The following is a 20,917-nucleotide window of genomic DNA, read 5'->3' on the forward strand; positions in this document are numbered from 1 at the left end:
GCCCTTATTCCTCAGCGCCTGCTGCATGAGCGTTATGGCTCATATGCATAGAATGACCTGTAGATTCTTCTTTGGTTTCTACAGGAGCGTGACCTTTATGGTGCTCATGACCAAACTTCAGAACGATGTCGTTATAAAGGTTAGGTTTCACGCTAGAGAAGTAGGTAACAGGAACATTTGTGCTTGGCTTAGCGACTTCGTCGAATGCCTGCATTGTATCCATTGTCTTAGGAGACGCTTTTACCTTTTGTACCCACTCATCAAAGCCTTGGCGGTCAGGGGTTGCAATCGCATTGAACTTCATATCAGAGAAGCCGTGGCCACTATAGCTTGCAGAGAAGCCTTTGTAAGTACCCGGTTCATTGGCGATTAAGTGAAGTTTAGTTTGCATACCCGCCATCGCGTAGATTTGGCCACCTAAAGATGGAATGAAGAACGAGTTCATCACCGAATCAGACGTGATTTTGAAGTTAACTGGCACACCAGTAGGGAATGCGATTTCGTTAACTGTCGCAATGCCTTGCTCTGGGTAGATAAAGATCCATTTCCAGTCAGCCGAAATAACTTCGATTGTGACAGGTTCCTGATCACTCACTAATGGCTGATACGGGTCCAGCTCATGTGTCGTCTTCCAAGTGATAGCACCCAGAATGATGATAATGATGATAGGAACAGTCCAGCAGACTAACTCAATTTTATTTGAGTGAGCCCAGTTTGGACGGTATGTAGCAGACGTGTTGGATTCACGATATTTTCTGGCGAAGATGATCGTCATAAAAATAACAGGAATAACAACAAGCAGCATTAAGCCAATTGCAATAAGAATTAGCTCTTTTTGTTTTACGCCTACGGCGCCTTTTGGATCCATCAACACCATATCACAACCGCCTAATAATAAGGCTGCTGCAACCAGCGAGATTGCTCCGATACTTTTTTTGTAGTTCATAAGTCTCATCCACGACCCCAAATGACAAGATTCTAATTGTCGTTTCATCAGTGCGGGCATTTTACGGTAAGGTTATGCGAGTGTAAATGATTGTAAGGTAAAGAAACTGAATTGTTAGCTCTTTATGTTAATATGATCACATGTAAAGAGCTTATAAAGAAAAAGTTAAAATTGATACAGATTATAAGTATATTTTGATAAAAGCCCTTTAATACTAAATTATCTTAGTAATTTTTCAAAGAAAAATATATACAAAAGAAGTGAAAAAAAGACAAAACTGATATGAATGATAAGCAATATGGTAAGGGAAACTACGTTTTTTAGTGCCGATAAAGCTATTTTTATCACTTTATCGGCAAAATTGTTAAGAAAAATTATTATTGATTTGATTTAAAAAGAAAAATATTAAATTGCTATACAATTTTTAATAAGGCATTAGAACACTTTTAGAACGTATACTTTAATGTATAAATGATTGCGTCTTGATAAAAAGTATCGCCTAATTTATTGTCAGCATAGCGGTATTGTACACCCGCCGCTAAATGTGGTGTCGCATTCCACCAAAAAGCCATGGCACCATTAATGCCATTTCGCTTACCGCCGTTGTAGCGCTTATTACGTGCAAATTCCATTTCGTGCCAGTTGGTTATCATGAAGTTCTCTTCAAATGCGCTGAAATTATAACCCGCTACCCACCCTGCGGTATAACCGTTATTACCTGAATAGAACGTTTGATCAGTATAGTTTAGGGCGATAAAAGGCTTAAACCATAAATCGCCAAAAGCGGTATTGTAACCAATACCATATAACGTGTTTACATCATGGAAATTACCACCATACTTTGTTCCAGGTAGTGACCATGTGCCATAAACGTGGCCGTACAGATTAAAACCTGTATCACCTAAATAAAAACGGCCTGTCGTTTTGATGGTGTAGCGCTTATTACGCCCTGAATCGGTATGTTGTGTATGGAGCGGGTTTTCTACATCAAAGAAGCCGTAAAGTTCACCCCAATTAAAATTAGCACCACCTTCTAATTCAATATACGCGAAATCTTTCTTACGAGTCGTTTTCTCCGTTTTGGTCTCAGTACGGTGCGACCAATCTAAATAGTTAATATTGATATCAGCAAAACCATTTTGATAGCCCAAAAGATCATCAGAATATGCCGTACCTGCCACAGAAGCTAAGGCGGCAATACAAAGGAGTTTTTTCATAATAGATTATTTTCGTTAATTAATTAATGGGATTGAGTAGTGCACTATTCGTTAACGTGTTATCTAACCAGTCTCTAACATGTGATATATTAGGCTTAAAAATTGCAATTAAGAAATATTTTTCATTGAATGAGTGATCATAATCACGATCAAAAAGTGATTTTGATGTTTTTTGTGTGATAAGGCTATTTTTCTGGAATGATCAGATTCCCTAAACTAATAAGTTAGTCTTAGGGAATCAGCTAAATAGATAAGTAAGAATGAAAGGAAAATCAATTATTGCTTATTGCTTGACGGTTTTGCGAACAGCGAGGAAATCTAAACTACCACCGATAATTAAACTGATAGCACCGATGCTAATGCCAGTATTAAATAGGATGTTTTGATAGCTTGGGATAGCTAACCAAAATTCAATCTGTGTGGTGAATAGATATACTTTCATTCCACTAAAAGAAAATGCCAATAGAGAAAGTAGCCAAATCGCAAGGCAAGTTACCGCAGCGAGTAGGGCATAAACAGCAAAACGATAGCCATTTGCGTATAGCTCACGGCGCTGGAATAGCCCTGTAGCTTGCGTGTAGAGTAAAGAACTTCGACAGGCTAATAACAGTAAGATCCCAGGAACGGCAACGCCAATGGAGATCAAATAAAATAGTGGCCAGCCATAGTTACTGACGAAAATACTGGCTACCGGGCCAATGTACACCCGCCCTACTGCTGAAAGCGCGGAAAGAAGTGCAAATTGCGTTGCGGATAAGGATTTATTACACAACGTCATTAAGAGTGCGACAAACGCCGCTGTGCCCATTCCTGAAAAGATATTCTCAAGGAAAATAATGGAACCCATCGTCATGATATTAGGCGGCGTGACGGCGAGGAACCAATACCCAATATTTGACCCACCTTGGAGTAAGCCAAAAAGAAACAGAGCCTTAAATAAGCTCATGTTTTTCATCAGGTAACCGCCCAAGAGTGCGCCAATTATAGTGGCAGCCATTCCGACGGTTTTATTCACGGTACCAACTTCACTAAGGCTAAAGCCCAGCGCATTCAATAAAAAGTTGGTATTGAGTGCCATCACAAAGGCATCGCCTAATTTATAAAATACCAATAATAATAAGACGAGCCATGCGTTGTTGCGGCTGAAAAACTCCGCTAAAGGGTCGTAAATCGCTTTTTTTAACGAGGCCGGCGGTGCGCTGTTTTCTTCGGGCTCTTTTGCTAGCAAAGTGGCTATCACACCGATAATCATTAGTCCGGCCATGACGAGATAAAGCTGTTTCCATGTCAGGAATTTATCTGCGAGCCAAAGAGCTAATCCACCAGAAACTAACATGCTGATTCGGTAACCCATGACTGAGGTTGCCGCACCAATGCCCCGTTCTTCCGCGCTCAATAAGTCTGTTTTATAGGCATCAAACACAATATCTTGGGATGCTGAGCAAAATGCGACGGTGACAGCTAATGCTGCAAGATACCACAAGTGTTCAGAAGGATTCATGAACCCCATTGCTGCGATACTGATGATCAGGAGAATTTGAGTGGTTAACAGCCAGCCTCTACGGCGACCCAAAAACGGCGGCGTATAGCGGTCCATCATGGGTGACCACAAAAATTTCAAAACATACGCTTGGCCGACTAAAGAAAAGAAGCCAATCGTTTTGATATCAACATTTTCAACGGTTAACCAAGCTTGTAATGTCCCTGCCGTCAACGCTAAAGGTAAGCCTGAGACGAAGCCTAAAAGGATTAAGGTAATATTATTCGGTAGTGTGAAACGAGGCATTATTCCCTCTAAGCCTAAAGTGATTTTGCTGCAATACATAGCGCTGTAGAGGTATTGACCGCGCAATGCTATCCAAGAGTTAACTTGGATAGCTTAATACTAAATTGGGGTATTCGCTCGCTTAATAGCGTGAATTTTGTCTGATAAAATCTGTGATTTCTTGATCAGAGGCCATATCTGCAATTAAATCAGCTAATGCACTGTTAATTGCCGCTTCGATTTTTGCATTATTCGCCGCTAACAATTCTTGGGTATTGAAATTACGGGTGAATGAGCGAGTTTTTGTTGAGCCATTTGGTGCGGTTGCCGTAATGCTGACGCTAGAATTCACCGTAATATTATGGCGCAGACTACCTTCAGCGACTTTAGTGTCTAATTTGTTTAATTGAACGACTAAATTAACGTTGGCTGGTGATGTAACCATAAAACCACGCGCAGCCATTTGTTTTTCAACCGCTTCTTGCATTAAGTAGCGCGGGTCACGGGATGGATTAAGTATGACTAAGCTACCATTACGATTGACTTCCGCTAATGATTTATTGGTGCGATTGTCTACGCTGCTAACACTAATTGAGGTGGCATTGAGTGTTGGGTTTTTAGCCGGTAAAGCAATTTTTGGTTCAAGTGAGAGCGTGTTGCTGCTAGTTGCACATCCAGCAAGTAGAAACAACGCAAAAAGTGGAAAACACAGTTTTCTTAACATAATTTTTTCCAGTTCATCTTTCCTAATTGAAAATGTTTCGTTATGGTGCGGGTAGCCGCCACACGATGTGAAATCCAGTGGCTAAATTATCCTGAACTATTAGACAACAGTTTTTGAAAAAATTCGCACTAACGTGCCAATATCATACATTGTCAGGTCATTATCGGATATTTCTATAATAAGAAGATAGCAATAATCGAGATGTGCAATATAGTTTACTGCACTTATCAATACTAGTGTGAGCCGCAAATTAAGGAGTATTTTATGGTCGCCAATGCATCACAAAGTATGCAGTCACGTGTGAGCCAAAAATTACAAGATGCTTTCGAGCCAAGTCATTTGGATGTCATTAATGAAAGCCATCAACATAATGTCTTGCCAGGCTCTGAAAGCCACTTCAAAGTTATTTTAGTCACTGATAAATTTGAAAATAAACGAATGCTTGGCCGTCATCGCGAAATTTATGCTATTTTAGCGGATGAATTAGCGGGGGGCATTCATGCTCTTGCATTGCATACCTATACACCAAAAGAATGGGACGAAATGGCTGATACAGCGTTAAAATCACCTGCTTGTCGTGGTGTTGGCGGCGTTAACCGCTAATTTGTACTGCCAATTGACCTTGATGGGTGATTATTGGCATTATCCTTCGGGCTCAAAACGAGTTTGCTGGGTGTTTTTTCTTCAATTTTGGTGAAGAAATAAAAATTTTAGTCAGAAAAGTCACAAATAAAGAGGAAAGATCGCTTCTTTTCTCGGCTTTTCTCGACTCAGGGCGCTGGCATCGGTATAATGCTGCGTCTAATTTTCAGTAAGGTTTCGGGACGCTTCTGATATCAGGGATTGACCGTTATGAAAGTAACGCCCCCCGGTTCTGGAAGGGAGAACGCCATTATTTATTTAGTGGCATAACTCTGGAGTAGACCGATCACTAAGATTTATTTTGAGGTAAGAAGATGCAAGTTTCTGTTGAAACGACTCAAGGCCTTGGGCGTCGTGTAACAATCACCGTTCCTGCCACTGATATTGAAAAAGCAGTAAATAGCGAGCTGGTTAGCGTTGCTAAGAAAGTACGTGTTGATGGTTTCCGTAAAGGGAAAGTACCAATGAACATCGTTAAACAACGTTATGGTGCGTCTGTTATGCAAGACGTTCTGGGCGATGTGATGCAACGTAACTTCATCAACGCAATCATTGAAAACAAAATCAACCCAGCAGGTGCACCTAGCTATAAGCCAGAGCAACTGGAAGATGGTAAAGATTTCGTTTACGCAGTTGAGTTTGAAGTTTACCCAGAAATCGAATTAACTGGTTTAGATACTATCGAAGTTGAGAAACCAGCGGTTTCTGTTAAAGATGAAGACCTGGAAAACATGTTAGATACTCTGCGCAAACAACAAGCAGAGTGGAAAGAAGTTGACGCGGCAGCTGTTGCTGATTCACGCATCACTATCAACTTCACAGGTTCTATCGACGGCGAAGAGTTCGAAGGCGGTAAAGCTGAAGACTTCGCACTGGTTATGGGCGAAGGCCGCATGATCCCAGGCTTTGAAGAAGGCGTTGTTGGCCACAAAGCTGGCGAAGAGTTCGATATCGAAGTTAACTTCCCAGAAGATTACCACGCTGAAAACCTGAAAGGTAAAGCAGCGAAATTTGCTATCGTTCTGAAGAAAGTAGAACAACGTGAACTGCCAGAATTCACTGAAGAATTCATCAAGCGTTTCGGTATTGCTGATGGCACTTTAGACGGTCTGCGTGCTGAAGTACGTAAAAACATGGAACGTGAGCTGAAAAATGCCATTCGTAACCGTGTTAAAGCACAAGTTCTTGATGGTTTGATCAAAGCGAACGACATCGAAGTTCCAGTTGCTGTTATTGATGGTGAAATCGATGTTCTGCGTCGTCAAGCGGCACAACGTTTTGGTGGCAACGAACAACAAGCGATGGAATTACCACGTGAACTGTTTGAAGAACAAGCAAAACGTCGCGTTGTTATCGGCCTATTGTTAGGCGAAGTGATCAACAAAAACGAACTGAAAGCTGACGAAGATCGTGTTAAAGCGCTGATCGAAGAAATGGCGTCTGCATACGAAGATCCAGCTGAAGTTATCGAATACTACAGCAAAAACGAAGAGCTGATGAACAGCGTTCGTAACTTAGCATTAGAAGAACAAGCAGTTGAAACTGTTCTGGCTGTTGCTAAAGTGACTGAAAAAGAAACTAATTTCACTGAGCTGATGAACCAAGTTCAAGCTGGTTAATTTATTTCTTGCTGTACAAAATAAAAACCCGTGGTGTTCTACTGCGGGTTTTTTTGCAATTAAAGCTTTTAAATAACGACTTTTTTGTGAATTAAGATAGGGTGACCTTGAAAATCACATTTAAACCCTAATTATATCCCTAACACTTCAATTAGCATGTATTCAGTTTCGCTTGCGATTTGAACTATTTTGAAGAGCAAATATCATAGAAATAGGCGAATTCAACCAAAAGAGTTATTTCGCCACTTTTGAAAATCAGTTATGGTTTTCTAATGGGATAATACCGTGTAAGTAAACAGACTTGTGTTAAACTTGTTAAAAGAGGGTCTTATTGACATCAGCACAGTTTGCTGCATTTTCTTCTTATTTCACCTGTAATCGGCCCAATATAGGCTAAAATAGTGAAATAAGCAGATCGTTAAAGCTTGCAGATAGAGGTATTTTTAATACACGTTGTTATACCATACTCTTTTTGCTCAATATGATGGTTAGTAGATAGCAAATTAGGCGCAAGCACCAGAAAGTTTTTAATAGGAGATTTCGATGTCACATTTTGGCGGTCAGGAACAGTTAGCATCCCAAATGGCTCTTGTGCCAATGGTCATTGAGCAAACCTCTCGAGGCGAGCGCTCATATGATATTTATTCACGTCTATTAAAAGAACGTATTATTTTCCTGACGGGTCAAGTGGAAGATCATATGGCGAACTTAATTGTCGCTCAAATGTTATTCCTTGAAGCAGAAAACCCTGAAAAAGATATCCAGCTGTACATCAACTCACCAGGCGGTGTAATTACGGCGGGTATGTCTATTTATGATACCATGCAATTTATTAAGCCAGATGTTAGTACCATTTGCATGGGGCAAGCATGCTCTATGGGCGCATTTTTATTGACGGCTGGCACTAAAGGTAAGCGTTTTTGCTTGCCAAATTCCCGTGTGATGATCCACCAACCGTTAGGCGGCTACCAAGGCCAAGCGACGGATATTGAAATCCACGCGCAGGAAATTTTAAAAGTGAAAACACGCATGAATGAACTCATGGCTCACCATACTGGGAAGTCCATTGAGGAAATCAGCCGTGATACTGAGCGCGACCGTTTCTTGTCAGCAAATGAAGCGAAAGAGTACGGTTTAGTCGACCAAATTTATAGTAGCCGTTAATTGGTTAACTTTTGGTATAATTAATTCATACCATAAACTATTTTAAGAAAATCGTTGCCGTGTTTACAGTTTTAACCAAACAAAAACAAGGCAATATGGATAAAAGTGAGGTCACTGATGACAGAGAAACGCAAAGAAGGGACGGGTAAACTGCTTTACTGTTCTTTCTGCGGAAAAAGTCAGCACGAAGTACGTAAGCTGATTGCCGGTCCGTCAGTCTATATCTGTGATGAATGCGTAGACTTATGTCTCGATATCATCCGTGAAGAAATTAAAGAACTAGCGCCACATCGTGAGCGCAGTGAACTGCCGACGCCACATGAAATTAGGCAACATCTTGATGACTACGTCATCGGTCAAGAAAAAGCGAAAAAAGTCTTGGCAGTTGCGGTTTATAACCATTACAAGCGCCTGCGCAATGGTGACAAAACCAGTGATGGTGTTGAATTAGGCAAAAGTAATATCCTGTTAATTGGTCCAACAGGTAGCGGTAAAACTCTGCTGGCTGAAACCTTAGCACGTTATTTGGATGTGCCATTTACGATGGCTGATGCTACCACATTGACCGAAGCAGGTTATGTAGGGGAAGACGTTGAAAACATCATCCAAAAATTACTGCAAAAATGTGATTACGATGTAGAAAAAGCACAACGCGGTATCGTGTATATTGATGAAATTGATAAAATTTCTCGTAAATCCGATAACCCATCTATTACCCGAGATGTGTCGGGTGAAGGTGTGCAGCAAGCACTTTTGAAACTTATCGAAGGTACAGTTGCAGCTGTTCCTCCACAAGGTGGGCGTAAGCATCCACAACAAGAGTTTTTACAGGTAGACACCTCGAAAATTCTATTTATTTGTGGTGGTGCATTCGCTGGTTTAGATAAAGTAATTGGTCAGCGTCTAAATACCCGTTCAGGTATTGGTTTCGCTGCTGAAGTCAAAGGTGAGTCAGATAAAGCTACAGAAGGCGAATTGCTAACGCAAGCTGAGCCAGAAGATTTAATTAAGTTCGGGTTAATTCCTGAGTTTATTGGTCGTCTGCCAGTCGTTGCGACCTTGACTGAGCTGAGCGAAGAAGCGCTGATTCAAATTTTACAAGAGCCGAAAAATGCGTTAACTAAACAGTACCAAGCGCTGTTTAGCCTTGAGGGAACTGAACTTGAGTTCCGTGAAGAAGCATTAAAAGCAATTGCGAAAAAAGCGATGGCACGTAAAACGGGTGCCCGTGGTTTACGTTCAATTGTTGAAGCTGCGCTGTTAAATACTATGTATGACCTCCCTTCTATGACGGATGTCGAAAAAGTTGTCGTTGATGAAAATGTGATTAACGAACAATCAGAACCTTTGTTGATCTACAGCAAGCCAGATGCCCAAGCTTCAGGCGATAACTAATCTTTAATAAAGCGTTCATAAAATAATCAAACAAAATGAGGGATATCCCTCATTTTGTTTTTTATGTTTAACTAACCATTGAATGCTAAAATCTTGTCCCCATATAGTTTATATTCTGAGGTGTGGTTTCCTTGTTTTTGATAATAATTTTAAGCGAGAGAAAGAAACCCTTAAACTAGCGTAAGCTAAACGAAGAGAGAGCTTTATGAATCCAGAGCGTTCCGAACGCATTGAAATACCAGTATTGCCTCTGCGTGATGTAGTGGTATACCCACATATGGTGATCCCACTGTTTGTTGGACGTGAAAAATCCATTCACAGTCTGGAAGCAGCGATGGATCATGACAAACAAGTGATGCTGGTTGCGCAAAAAGAAGCCTCGACTGATGAGCCTGGGGTGAATGATTTATTTGCTGTTGGTACAGTTGCATCCGTTATTCAGATGCTAAAACTGCCAGACGGCACAGTGAAAGTCTTAGTTGAAGGCTTAAGACGTGCACGTATTACCAGCTTAACGGATAACGGCGAGTATTTCCTCGCGCAAGCTGAGTATTTAGTGTCTGAACAAGATAAACACGCTGAAGGTGCCGTTTACGACGAAACAACAGCGGGCGCTCCATCATCAATTCTTGATGAAAAAGAAAATGAAGTGCTGTATCGCACGATTGTGAGCCAGTTTGAAAGCTATATTAAGCTTAACAAAAAAATTCCACCGGAAGTGCTGACAGCATTGCACTCCATTGAACAAGACCAGCTCGATAAACTTGCAGACACCATTGCATCCCATATGCCGCTGAAATTAGCGGATAAACAGCGCGTTCTTGAAATGGCAAATATAGCTGAACGTGTTGAATTCTTGATGGCGATGATGGAGTCAGAAACTGAATTGCTGCAAGTGGAAAAACGCATCCGTAATCGCGTTAAAAAGCAGATGGAAAAAAGCCAGCGCGAGTACTATTTGAATGAGCAAATGAAAGCCATTCAAAAAGAGCTGGGTGAAATGGATGATGCACCAGACGAATATGAATCGCTGAAACGTAAAATCGAAGAAGCGAAAATGCCAAAAGAGGCACAAGAAAAAGCAGAAGCAGAATTGCAGAAGCTGAAAATGATGTCTCCAATGTCGGCAGAAGCTACGGTTGTCCGTAGCTATATCGACTGGATGGTGCAAGTGCCATGGCATGCACGTAGCAAAGTCAAAAAAGATTTAGTGAAAGCGCAAGAAGTGTTGGATACCGACCATTATGGCCTTGAGCGTGTAAAAGACCGTATTTTAGAGTATCTGGCAGTGCAAAGCCGTGTCAGTAAAATCAAAGGGCCAATTCTTTGCTTAGTAGGGCCTCCAGGGGTTGGTAAAACCTCTCTGGGTCAATCTATTGCGAAGGCAACGGGTCGCCAATACACTCGTATGGCATTAGGTGGTGTACGTGATGAAGCGGAAATCCGCGGTCACCGTCGTACCTATATTGGTTCAATGCCGGGTAAACTTATCCAAAAAATGGCAAAAGTTGGTGTAAAAAACCCACTGTTCCTGCTGGATGAGATTGACAAAATGTCTTCAGATATGCGCGGTGATCCTGCGTCAGCATTATTAGAAGTGCTTGATCCAGAACAAAATATTGCGTTTAACGACCACTATTTAGAAGTGGACTACGACTTGTCTGACGTTATGTTTGTTGCAACGTCAAACTCGATGAATATCCCTGCGCCACTGCTGGATCGTATGGAAGTGATTCGTCTTTCTGGTTATACCGAAGACGAAAAACTGAATATTGCTAAAAAGCATTTATTATCGAAACAAATTGAACGTAATGCCTTGAAAAAAGGCGAGTTAACCATCGATGATAGCGCATTAATGAGCATTATTCGTTACTACACACGTGAAGCGGGTGTGCGTGGTTTAGAGCGTGAAATTTCGAAATTGTGCCGTAAAGCCGTTAAAGCATTGTTAATGGATAAAAAACTTAAGCACATCGAAATCAACGCAGATAACCTAAAAGACTATCTGGGTGTTCGCCGCTTCGATTACGGCCAAGCAGACACCGAAAACCGTGTCGGCCAAGTGACTGGTTTGGCGTGGACTGAAGTAGGTGGTGACTTACTGACCATCGAAACGGCGTGCGTACCAGGTAAAGGCAAACTGACTTATACCGGTTCTTTAGGTGAAGTGATGCAAGAGTCAATCCAAACGGCATTAACCGTGGTAAGAGCTCGTGCTGAGAAACTGGGTATAAACAGCGATTTCTATGAAAAACGCGATATCCACGTTCACGTCCCTGAAGGTGCAACACCAAAAGATGGCCCAAGCGCAGGTATTGCGATGTCAACAGCACTGGTTTCTTGTTTAACAGGTAACCCAGTTCGTGCAGACGTGGCAATGACAGGTGAAATCACATTAAGAGGGTTAGTTTTCCCAATTGGTGGGTTAAAGGAAAAATTATTAGCTGCACACCGCGGCGGAATAAAAACCGTATTAATCCCTAAAGAAAACGAACGTGACTTAGAGGAAATTCCTCAAAATGTGATCGCTGATTTGGAAATTCATCCAGTCAAAACCATTGAAGAGGTTCTTTCTTTGGCATTAGTTAACCCGCCTTTTGGGGCTGAGGTTGTTAAAAAGAAAGCGAAAAGAGTGAGCTGAATCAAGAAGTTTGTATAAAAGTAAGGCTGACAGCTAATTTAGGGCTTGTCAGCCTTTTTTTTCATCGCTAATTTAACGATGATTCTGATAATTGTTTGTATGCAATCTGTTCTCTTGCCATTGGTAATCAGGATTGATATAACGGCTAAATCATTAATTAACTGTACGAATAGAAGCTAGCTGCTATAGTTAATTTGGTGATTTATAGTCCAACTAATAATGGGGATGATAAGAGTGAATAAAGCTCAACTGATTGATCAAATCGCTTCTGATGCGAATATTTCTAAAGCTGCGGCAGGCCGCGTTGTTGACGCGTTCGTTGCTACTGTAACGAGTTCTTTAAGTAAAGGAGACGATGTTGCTTTAGTTGGCTTTGGTAATTTCACTGTTCGTGAGCGTGCAGCACGTACAGGCCGTAACCCACAAACGGGCAAAGAGATTAAAATCGCTGCGGCGAAAGTTCCAGCTTTCCGTCCAGGCAAGGGTCTTAAAGACGCTGTTAATAGCTAATTAAGTGTTTTAGTTTGTCTTTCTTGCATTTTTGCGAAAACTCAAACTGACGGAATGCCTTTAATCAGCTAATATATAAGCGCACCATGGAAATGGTGCGCTTTTTTTTCTTTCTGAGTTAAGATTAGCGTATTATTAGGAAATTGAATTCAACAAAGCGGAGTTAAGCCTTTTTATGATGGAAAATCTACGCACGAAGGCGAACAGTCCTTTTATTAAAATTTTGCTTGGGCTCATTATGCTGTCATTCGTGCTGACAGGCGTTATGATGGGTGGCTTAGGTGGCAATAACGCCAACAAAGCAGCAGAAGTTAATGGACAGTCAATTAGCAGGGAACAGTTACAGCAGGCTTTTCAGCAGGAGCGCCAATCATTGCAAGACTACTTGGGAGATAAATTCTCTGAAGTGGCTAGCAACGAAGAAAGCATGAATTTGCTGCGTCGCCAAGCGCTTGATAATTTAATTAACAATGAATTGATTAATCAATATGCTAATGAACTGAATCTCTCAGCAAGCGATCAACAGATTGAGCAATCTATTTTCTCGATGCCAGTCTTCCAAACCGATGGTCAGTTTGATAGCGACAAATACCGTGAAATTTTAAGTCGTTACAACATCAATGCGGATAGCTTTGCAGCGCAAATTCGTCAAGATTTAACACGTGCTCAGTTAGGTAAAGCCTTTACTGGGACGGACTTCGCTTTACCATCAGAGGTGAAAGCTTACGCCGAATTATTTATGCAAGAGCGTGAAATTCGCACTGCAACCTTGTCCTTAGCAGACATTCAAGCGAAGCAAACGGTCTCTGACGAAGAGCTGAAAGCGTATTACGATGCTAACCAAAACAGCTTTATCTCGCCTGAAAAAGTGCAAGTTAGCTATGTTGAAATGGACGCAGCATCCATGCCAGAAGCGACGGTTTCTGATGAAGAAGTGAAAACATATTATGAGCAAAACCTGAAAAACTATACTCAGGCAGAGCAAAAACAATATAGTATGATCCAAGTGGCTTCAGAAAAAGAAGCAAACAACATCATCAATGAAATCAAAGCAGGCGCAGATTTTGCTACGTTAGCCGCTGAAAAATCGACTGATAAATTCAGTGCGGGTAACAAAGGCCTGATTGGTTGGATGGAAGCGGCTTCAACGCCGAGCGAAATCATCACTGCAAATTTAACTGAAAAAGGCCAACTTTCGGCACCGGTTAAAGCGCAAGATAACTACGTTGTTTTCCGTTTGGATGACATCAAACCTGAGTCAACAAAACCATTTGAAGACGTCTCTGAAACAATTAAAGTTAGCTTGCTTCAAGATAAAAACATCAAACAGTTCTATGACTTACAACAGAAAGTCAGTGAGGCCGCAACGAGCGATATGGAATCACTGGTCTCAGTTGAATCTGTTTCTGGCTTAAAAGCGGTAACAACAGATTGGTTTGATCGTAACAATCCACCTGCAGCGTTGAATTTCCCTAAAGTTATCAATGAAGTCTTTAGTGACCGTCTGGTTGATAAAAACGGTTCTAAAGGGATTAACTCCGACGTAATTAACGTTGAAGGTGACCGTGCATTTGTTGTCCGTGTAACTGAATATAAGCCAGAAAGCACTGAGCCGTTTGAAACAGTTAAACCTGCGATTGAAACATTAGTTAAGCGCCAAAAAGCAGATGCAGAACTTAAAGCAACCGCAGACAAACTATTGGCTGACTTGAAAGCAGGTAAAGGCGAAGAGGCCTTAAACACAGCAGGTGTTAAATTTGCTGACGTGCAAACTGTTTCTCGCTTAATGCCACAAACTGCGACGATTAACGCTGCAATGGAAATGCCTCAACCTGTTGATGGTAAACCTGCATATTCAATTGCACGTGATGAGTCTGATAACTATATCGTTATTCAGCTGGATAAAGTCACTTTAGGCCAACCAACTGAAGATGAACTGAAACAGTTATCTCGTGAATACCAAGGTGTGATGAGCTCTGCCGTGAATGAAGCGTTGATGCTTAATTTACGTGAAAACGCGAAAATTGAAGTTCTAAACCTTGAATAATTGCGAGTAGCTTCGCAACTTAAGTTGCAAGCATGTTATTAAAAGGCCACCTCTGGGTGGCCTTTCGCATTTTTATTTTTCGCTAAATGCTCCGATGGTTTTTCTCTGGCACTGTGATGTTTCTACACTCAAAGGAGAAACACCATGTCATGGAAAACAATTGTTCAACGTAGTTTAGCCGCCGCATTATGCTTATCTTTATTTGGGGGGTTATCACCTTTAGCATGGGCAAAGAAAAATACAGTGGAAAAACCTGCAACAACACTCTCTCAGTCCACTGATTCTACTGAGAACGTAAAAAACATCGATATTAATCAATCAGGTAAAGTGAGTATCAACCATGCAAGTGCGGAAGAGCTTGCTCAAAAATTAAATGGTATTGGTAAGCAAAAAGCAAAAGCAATTGTTGAGTATCGGGAAAAATACGGTGCGTTTAATTCCATTGAAAATATTTTGGAGGTACAAGGAATAGGCCCTGCATTTCTAGAGAAAAATAAAACTAAGCTCATACTTTAATAGCTCTGCTCCTCATTCAAAAGATTGGGGAGCAGCTTATGTTATGGTTATTTATTAGTCATATCTATTGTTTAATGGTAAATAATTTGCGAGCTAAGTCTTATTCGTGACATTTATTCAGCACATTTCCCGTACATTTGTTATTTTTATGTTATCAGAAAGCAAACTGGTCGGAGTAGTTATGACAACAAAGATTAAAGTACATGGTTATCATATTGATGTATTCCAGCATGTGAATAATGCACGTTATTTAGAGTTCTACGAAGCAGACCGCTGGGAGTGGATGGGGAAAGAAAATTTTGCATCATGGATTTTAGATAACCAACTAACCATGGCTGCCGTGAATATCAACGTCAATTATATCCAAGGTGTGCTTATGGGGGATGAATTGACGGTTGTTACGCGCATGGAAAAAATTGGTTCAAAAAGTGCCGTTTGTTATCAGCAAATTATTCGCAACAGAGAAGGTCAATCGGAGGTCGTTTCAGATGCCTACGTGACGTTTGTTTTTATTAATAATGCAACCAATAAAGCGATTGTGATTGATGATGAACTCCGTGAGAAGATTTTATCGTTTAAAGCGGTGACGGATGATTTTATCAATCATTGAGCTCCACCAATCAAAGGATAGGTGGAGTACGCATTTTTAGTTGGAATTTAGCGTTTGTGTCAATGAAAGCATAATGGCTTCTTTGTTATTCAGATATTCATTCAAGCCGTTATGTCTTAAGTGGCAGGCAGCACATTCACCGCAGCCATCCCCTTGGATGCCATTATAACAAGTCAGTGTTTGTTCTCTGATGGTATTCAAGTGACCATAACTATCAGCTAGCGCCCATGTTTGGGCTTTATTTAACCACATAAGGGGTGTTTCAAAGCGAATATCTTTTGCTAAACCAAGACTGACGGCGTGATTAAGTGCTTTAACAAACTCATCTCGGCAATCAGGGTAACCCGAAAAATCGGTTTCGCATACGCCAGTGATTACCGCTTCAGCTTGGACTTGATAGGCATAGATTGCCGCTAGAGTCAGAAATAAAATATTACGCCCAGGAACGAAGGTACTTGGTAAGCCGCTTGCTTCACTTTCTTCAAAACCAGGAACAGGGATGTTGTCTCGCGTCAAACTACTCACCGCGAGTTCATTAAGCAACGTGACATCTAAAACTTTATGAGCGGCTGCGCCTAATGATGCACTTAGTTTCTGTGCAACTTCAATTTCTTGACGATGTCGTTGCCCATAATCGAAGGTGACACAATGTACCTCATCATAATTTTCTAAGGCTTGGATCAGACAAGTTGTTGAGTCTTGCCCGCCACTAAAGACGACAACAGCGCGTTTCATGGTCACTCCTTGGTGATAATTCATGTAATTCAAGAAAATGAGGTTTCAGATTTCTATGTTAGCGAGGTGATAACACAATTAACAGCCTTATTTTTACAAGTTCAGTCCATTTAGTGTGTTATTTATCCCATTATTCTTTAATCTGTGTAAAATTATTCTATAATAAATCGAATTGGTGACATTATTGTTGTTTTTAAATGATGATGTTTTGCATAATAAGGTTTCCAATACTAAAAACATAACAAAAGCATTCACACCTAAGCCAAGAGACCACTCATGTTAGATAAAATAGACAAAAAGCTGCTTTGTTTATTGCAAAATGACAGTAGCTTATCCCTCAATACGCTCGCTGAAGCGGTTAATTTAACCTCTACACCGTGCTGGAAACGCCTGAAACGCCTCGAAGATGAAGGGTATATCCGTGGTCGAGTCACACTGCTTGATGGAGAAAAGCTCGGTTTAGGCCTGACGGTTATCGTAACGATAAAAACACAGCACCATAATAGTGAATGGTATGAGCAATTTGTGTCATTTGTTAGCCAAATGCCTGAGGTACTGATGTTTTACCGAATGGCGGGGGAGTATGATTACCTGATGCAAGTTGAGGTGCATGATATGAAATCCTATGACCTTTTCTATAAAAAATTGGTTAATGGTGTGCATGGTTTAATTGATGTCACTTCAAGCTTTGCGATGGAAAAAATCAAATATACAACGGTTTTACCGATCCCTGATTAGATTGTCAGCAGAAACTGCGATATCAAGCAGCTTAAAGCGTATAAATTAATTAACATTATTCAAGGCAGTAATACGTGCGATTATTTTCACAACTCAAGTGGTATTTTTTAAGTGAATGGCGGCGCTACTTCGGCGCTGTTTGCTTTTTGATTGTCATTGCTATCTTACAGCTTATTCCGCCTCGCATTGTAGGGGTGGTGGTTGATGGGATTAGCAAAGAAACCATGCAGAGAAGCCAATTGGTCAACTATGTACTGCTAATGTTATTCATCGCATTAATTGTTTATGGTTTGAGATATGTTTGGCGGCTTTGGCTATTTGGTGCTTCTTACAAGTTAGCTGTTCAATTACGCCAGAAGTTCTACCGTCAATTAAGCCTGCAAAACCAAGCGTTTTACCTGAAATATCGTACAGGGGATCTGATCGCACGCACGACAAATGACGTAGATCGTGTCGTATTTGCAGCGGGTGAAGGCGTATTAACGTTAGTTGATTCGCTGGTTATGGGATGCGCTGTTTTAATTATGATGAGTGTTGAAATCAGCTGGCAGTTAACCTTATTGGCGTTGATCCCAATGCCAATTATGGCGATCGTCATCAAACGCTATGGGGACCAGCTTCACCATCGGTTTAAACATGCTCAAGGTGCATTTTCATCATTAAATAACCATGCACAAGAAAGCCTAACCAGCATTCGTATGATAAAAGCTTTTGGCCTTGAAGATCATCAATCTAATCAGTTTGAGCAAGTCGCGACAGAAGCTGGCCGCCGTAATATGCATGTCGCTAAAATTGATGCACGTTTTGACCCAACCATATTTATGGCAATAGGTATGGCGAATCTACTTGCCATCGCGGGTGGGAGCTGGATGGTCTTAGAAGGAACACTTACATTAGGTGAGCTAACCAGCTTCATTATGTATTTAGGTTTAATGATTTGGCCGATGTTAGCACTGGCTTGGATGTTTAATATTGTTGAGCGCGGTAGTGCCGCTTATAGTCGAATTTTAAGTTTATTAAATGAGCCACTAGTGATTAACGATGGCTCGCATTCATTGCAACCCGAAAAAGGTGAATTGAGTGTGAACATTACCGCGTTTAGCTACCCAGAAACAGCCCGAGCCTCCTTACACAACGTGCAATTCAGCTTAAAACCAGGGCAGTTTTTAGGGATTTGTGGGCCGACAGGTTCAGGGAAGTCCACTTTATTAACATTATTACAGCGCCAATTTGATGTGACGGAAGGGCGTATCTGCTATCAAGGTTTGCCGTTACCTGAAATCAAATTAGATGAATGGCGTGCAAGGCTATCAATTGTGAACCAATCCCCTTTCTTGTTTTCAGATACCGTGGCAGGAAACATAGCCCTTGGCAGGCCAGATGCCACGCAGGCTGAAATCGAAGAGGCGGCACGAATCGCTTGTGTGCATGATGATATTTTGCGTTTGCCAGAAGGTTACGACACACAAGTGGGTGAGCGGGGAGTTATGCTTTCTGGTGGGCAAAAACAACGTATTTCCATTGCGCGAGCGATTTTGCAAAATGCCGAAATACTGGTGTTGGATGATTCCCTTTCCGCGGTAGATGGGCAGACAGAATTTACTATTTTGCAGAATTTAAGCCGCTGGCGACAAGGGCGTACGCTAATTATTAGTGCGCATCGTTTATCTGCCTTAGTGGAGGCTGACAATATTTTAGTTTTATCCCAAGGGTCAATTATGGCTCAAGGTGAGCATGACTCTCTTATCGCTCAGTCAGGCTGGTACAAAGATATGTATCATTATCAACAGATTGAAGCGGCTTTGGATGGTGAACTATGAGCCAGAAAAAACCACTTTGGCCTGCACTGAAACGGCTCCTTTCATACGGGAAAGCCTATCGTAGCACGATGGGGATAGCCATCGGCATGTTATGGCTAGCGGCAATCGCGGAGGTCAGTGGGCCTCTGCTCGTTAGCTATTTTATTGATAATATGGTCGCCAAAAAAGAAATTATCATGCCATTGACCTTATACATGGCTGTTGGCTTCATATTGCTACAGGTAATTGCTGCGTTACTGCATTATTATCAAATTATTTTATTTAATAAAGCAGCTGTTGGTGTGGTGCAAAACTTGCGAACTGACGTGATGAATGCGGCACTTAGGCAGCCATTAAGTGCATTTGATAAACAACCAGTTGGTCAGCTAATTTCTCGTGTTACCAATGATACGGAGGTGATCAAAGACCTGTTTGTCATGGTTGTTCCGACCGTATTTCGTAGTTTAGCACTGATTTGTGCCATGTTAGTGGCAATGTTTTCCCTTGAATGGCGAATGGCATCAGTTGCGGTCATGATTTTCCCAGCAGTGTTTGTTGTGATGGTAGCTTATCAGCGACTAAGTACGCCGATTGTTCGTCGAGTTCGTTCATATCTTGCGGATATTAATAACGGCTTTAACGAAGTTATTAATGGCATGACGGTGATCCAACAATTTTTGCAGCAAGCTCGGTTTGGCGCAAATATGCAGGATGTGAGCCAAGATCACTATCTAGCAAGAATGAAAGCCTTAAAGTTGGATGGTTTGTTGTTACGTCCATTACTCAGTTTGTTTTCTGCCTCTATATTATGTGGCTTATTATTTCTATTTGGTGTTGAAGGGACTACAACCATTGGTGTCGGTGTGCTATACGCCTTTATCAATTATTTAGGTCGATTAAATGAGCCACTGATTGAATTAACCTCGCAGCAATCGATGTTGCAACAGGCGGTGGTATCTGGCGAGCGTGTTTTTGAATTAATGGATAGCCCACAGCAAGGGTATGGTGAAAGCATTGCACCATTACAAGGCGGTTCAATCACCATTAATCACCTTTCTTTTGCTTACCGTGATGACAAATTGGTCTTAAATGATATTAATCTGCATGTACCGAATAACCATTTTGTTGCATTGGTTGGTCATACAGGAAGCGGTAAAAGTACGATTGCTAACTTGATTATGGGGTATTACCCGTGGCAGCAAGGTGAAATATTGCTCGATGGTCGTGATTTGCATACGTTATCGCACCAAGCGTTACGTAATGGGATCGCGATGGTTCAACAAGACCCAGTGGTGCTGGCTGCCTCATTTTTTGACAACGTAGCGCTAGGTCGTGATGTCAGCCAAGAAAAAGTATGGGAAGTGTTGGAAACTGTGCAGCTTGCAGGCTTGGTTAGTCAGCTTCCTGATGGCTTAGATACGGTACTTGGTGAGCAAGGTAACACGCTATCAGTTGGGCAGCGGCAGCTATTGGCGATGGCAAGGGTGTTAGTGGTGACACCTAAAATTCTTATTTTGGACGAAGCAACTGCAAATATCGATTCAGGTACAGAGCAAGCGATTCAAAAGGCACTGCGTGTTATTCGTAAAAATACAACACTAGTGGTCATTGCACACCGCCTATCAACCATTGTTGATGCTGATGAAGTGATTGTGCTGCATCGTGGTGCAATTGTTGAGAAAGGTACTCACTCGCATCTTTTACAACAAAAAGGACGTTATTACCAAATGTACCAGTTGCAACAGGTTGGTGAATCCTTAAATGCCCGTTGTGATGCTGAAATTGAGGCTGTTCCTAGTTAATTGTTCTGCACGATTATAATGCACTGTACAAAACCACTCACTCGAGT

Annotated in this window: 17 protein-coding genes; 12 read left to right on the top strand and 5 right to left on the bottom strand. The window is 41.4% G+C overall.

What is annotated here, in order from left to right; all coding sequences use genetic code 11:
- Positions 1-4: 4 nt before the first annotated feature.
- The 4 genes from cyoA to J6836_RS21005 all read right to left on the bottom strand — a co-directional run bounded on the left by cyoA (position 5) and on the right by J6836_RS21005 (position 4,652).
- Positions 5-955: a cytochrome o ubiquinol oxidase subunit II gene (gene cyoA, locus J6836_RS20990; RefSeq protein ID WP_219245752.1), complete on the bottom strand. Its 951-nt coding sequence runs from the start codon at positions 953-955 to the stop codon at positions 5-7.
- Positions 956-1,392: 437 nt separating this feature from the next.
- Entirely contained in the window at positions 1,393-2,163 is a 771-nt protein-coding gene (locus J6836_RS20995) for a nucleoside-specific channel-forming Tsx family protein (protein ID WP_219245753.1), read from the bottom strand.
- Positions 2,164-2,446: 283 nt separating this feature from the next.
- On the bottom strand, positions 2,447-3,949 hold the full coding sequence (gene ampG / locus J6836_RS21000; protein WP_219245754.1) for a muropeptide MFS transporter AmpG: 1,503 nt from the start codon (positions 3,947-3,949) through the stop codon (positions 2,447-2,449).
- Between the two features lie 121 nt (positions 3,950-4,070).
- Positions 4,071-4,652, bottom strand: a complete 582-nt coding sequence (locus J6836_RS21005; protein WP_219245755.1) for a YajG family lipoprotein — start codon at positions 4,650-4,652, stop codon at positions 4,071-4,073.
- Positions 4,653-4,916: 264 nt separating this feature from the next.
- On the opposite strand from J6836_RS21005, the gene bolA reads away from it, so the two are divergent.
- The 9 genes from bolA (at position 4,917) to J6836_RS21050 (ending at position 15,796) form a co-directional block, all read left to right on the top strand.
- Positions 4,917-5,255: a transcriptional regulator BolA gene (bolA, locus tag J6836_RS21010; protein WP_219245756.1), complete on the top strand. Its 339-nt coding sequence runs from the start codon at positions 4,917-4,919 to the stop codon at positions 5,253-5,255.
- A 353-nt stretch (positions 5,256-5,608) separates the two neighbouring features.
- A complete protein-coding gene (gene tig / locus J6836_RS21015; protein WP_219245757.1) occupies positions 5,609-6,913 on the top strand; it encodes a trigger factor in 1,305 nt (434 codons plus the stop codon).
- Between the two features lie 543 nt (positions 6,914-7,456).
- Complete coding sequence (gene clpP / locus J6836_RS21020; RefSeq protein WP_206084602.1) at positions 7,457-8,077, top strand: ATP-dependent Clp endopeptidase proteolytic subunit ClpP; 621 nt, start codon at positions 7,457-7,459, stop codon at positions 8,075-8,077.
- 117 nt (positions 8,078-8,194) lie between these two features.
- A complete protein-coding gene (clpX, locus tag J6836_RS21025; protein WP_206084603.1) occupies positions 8,195-9,472 on the top strand; it encodes an ATP-dependent protease ATP-binding subunit ClpX in 1,278 nt (425 codons plus the stop codon).
- A 205-nt stretch (positions 9,473-9,677) separates the two neighbouring features.
- Positions 9,678-12,113, top strand: a complete 2,436-nt coding sequence (gene lon / locus J6836_RS21030; protein WP_219245758.1) for an endopeptidase La — start codon at positions 9,678-9,680, stop codon at positions 12,111-12,113.
- Positions 12,114-12,347: 234 nt separating this feature from the next.
- Positions 12,348-12,623: a nucleoid-associated protein HU-beta gene (hupB, locus tag J6836_RS21035; RefSeq protein WP_206084605.1), complete on the top strand. Its 276-nt coding sequence runs from the start codon at positions 12,348-12,350 to the stop codon at positions 12,621-12,623.
- A 175-nt stretch (positions 12,624-12,798) separates the two neighbouring features.
- A complete protein-coding gene (ppiD, locus tag J6836_RS21040) occupies positions 12,799-14,670 on the top strand; it encodes a peptidylprolyl isomerase (protein WP_219245759.1) in 1,872 nt (623 codons plus the stop codon).
- A gap of 144 nt (positions 14,671-14,814) precedes the next feature.
- Positions 14,815-15,186 (top strand): ComEA family DNA-binding protein, encoded by a 372-nt coding sequence (locus J6836_RS21045; RefSeq protein ID WP_219245760.1) that lies wholly within the window; start codon positions 14,815-14,817, stop codon positions 15,184-15,186.
- Positions 15,187-15,367: 181 nt separating this feature from the next.
- Entirely contained in the window at positions 15,368-15,796 is a 429-nt protein-coding gene (locus J6836_RS21050) for an acyl-CoA thioesterase (protein ID WP_219245761.1), read from the top strand.
- Positions 15,797-15,832: 36 nt separating this feature from the next.
- On the opposite strand, the gene queC is transcribed toward J6836_RS21050, so the two are convergent.
- Entirely contained in the window at positions 15,833-16,531 is a 699-nt protein-coding gene (queC, locus tag J6836_RS21055; protein WP_219245762.1) for a 7-cyano-7-deazaguanine synthase QueC, read from the bottom strand.
- Between the two features lie 276 nt (positions 16,532-16,807).
- Here queC and J6836_RS21060 point away from each other — a divergent pair, with 276 nt between their 5' ends.
- The 3 genes from J6836_RS21060 (at position 16,808) to J6836_RS21070 (ending at position 20,870) form a co-directional block, all read left to right on the top strand.
- Complete coding sequence (locus tag J6836_RS21060) at positions 16,808-17,269, top strand: Lrp/AsnC family transcriptional regulator (RefSeq protein ID WP_219245763.1); 462 nt, start codon at positions 16,808-16,810, stop codon at positions 17,267-17,269.
- Between the two features lie 74 nt (positions 17,270-17,343).
- Entirely contained in the window at positions 17,344-19,089 is a 1,746-nt protein-coding gene (locus J6836_RS21065) for a SmdA family multidrug ABC transporter permease/ATP-binding protein (RefSeq protein WP_219245764.1), read from the top strand.
- Entirely contained in the window at positions 19,086-20,870 is a 1,785-nt protein-coding gene (locus J6836_RS21070; RefSeq protein ID WP_219245765.1) for a SmdB family multidrug efflux ABC transporter permease/ATP-binding protein, read from the top strand. The genes J6836_RS21065 and J6836_RS21070 overlap by 4 nt, the downstream gene beginning before the upstream one ends.
- The last annotated feature ends 47 nt before the right edge of the window (positions 20,871-20,917 follow it).

The organism is Providencia sp. R33, from assembly GCF_019343475.1.
Lineage (GTDB): Bacteria > Pseudomonadota > Gammaproteobacteria > Enterobacterales > Enterobacteriaceae > Providencia.

What these genes read in the sequence shown, in the direction of transcription:
- cyoA (WP_219245752.1), bottom strand. Translation starts at nt 955, where the DNA reads ATGAGACTTATGAACTACAAAAAAAGTATCGGAGCAATCTCGCTGGTT.
- J6836_RS20995 (WP_219245753.1), bottom strand. Translation starts at nt 2,163, where the DNA reads ATGAAAAAACTCCTTTGTATTGCCGCCTTAGCTTCTGTGGCAGGTACG.
- ampG (WP_219245754.1), bottom strand. Translation starts at nt 3,949, where the DNA reads ATGCCTCGTTTCACACTACCGAATAATATTACCTTAATCCTTTTAGGC.
- J6836_RS21005 (WP_219245755.1), bottom strand. Translation starts at nt 4,652, where the DNA reads ATGTTAAGAAAACTGTGTTTTCCACTTTTTGCGTTGTTTCTACTTGCT.
- bolA (WP_219245756.1), top strand. Translation starts at nt 4,917, where the DNA reads ATGGTCGCCAATGCATCACAAAGTATGCAGTCACGTGTGAGCCAAAAA.
- tig (WP_219245757.1), top strand. Translation starts at nt 5,609, where the DNA reads ATGCAAGTTTCTGTTGAAACGACTCAAGGCCTTGGGCGTCGTGTAACA.
- clpP (WP_206084602.1), top strand. Translation starts at nt 7,457, where the DNA reads ATGTCACATTTTGGCGGTCAGGAACAGTTAGCATCCCAAATGGCTCTT.
- clpX (WP_206084603.1), top strand. Translation starts at nt 8,195, where the DNA reads ATGACAGAGAAACGCAAAGAAGGGACGGGTAAACTGCTTTACTGTTCT.
- lon (WP_219245758.1), top strand. Translation starts at nt 9,678, where the DNA reads ATGAATCCAGAGCGTTCCGAACGCATTGAAATACCAGTATTGCCTCTG.
- ppiD (WP_219245759.1), top strand. Translation starts at nt 12,799, where the DNA reads ATGATGGAAAATCTACGCACGAAGGCGAACAGTCCTTTTATTAAAATT.
- J6836_RS21045 (WP_219245760.1), top strand. Translation starts at nt 14,815, where the DNA reads ATGTCATGGAAAACAATTGTTCAACGTAGTTTAGCCGCCGCATTATGC.
- J6836_RS21050 (WP_219245761.1), top strand. Translation starts at nt 15,368, where the DNA reads ATGACAACAAAGATTAAAGTACATGGTTATCATATTGATGTATTCCAG.
- queC (WP_219245762.1), bottom strand. Translation starts at nt 16,531, where the DNA reads ATGAAACGCGCTGTTGTCGTCTTTAGTGGCGGGCAAGACTCAACAACT.
- J6836_RS21060 (WP_219245763.1), top strand. Translation starts at nt 16,808, where the DNA reads ATGTTAGATAAAATAGACAAAAAGCTGCTTTGTTTATTGCAAAATGAC.
- J6836_RS21070 (WP_219245765.1), top strand. Translation starts at nt 19,086, where the DNA reads ATGAGCCAGAAAAAACCACTTTGGCCTGCACTGAAACGGCTCCTTTCA.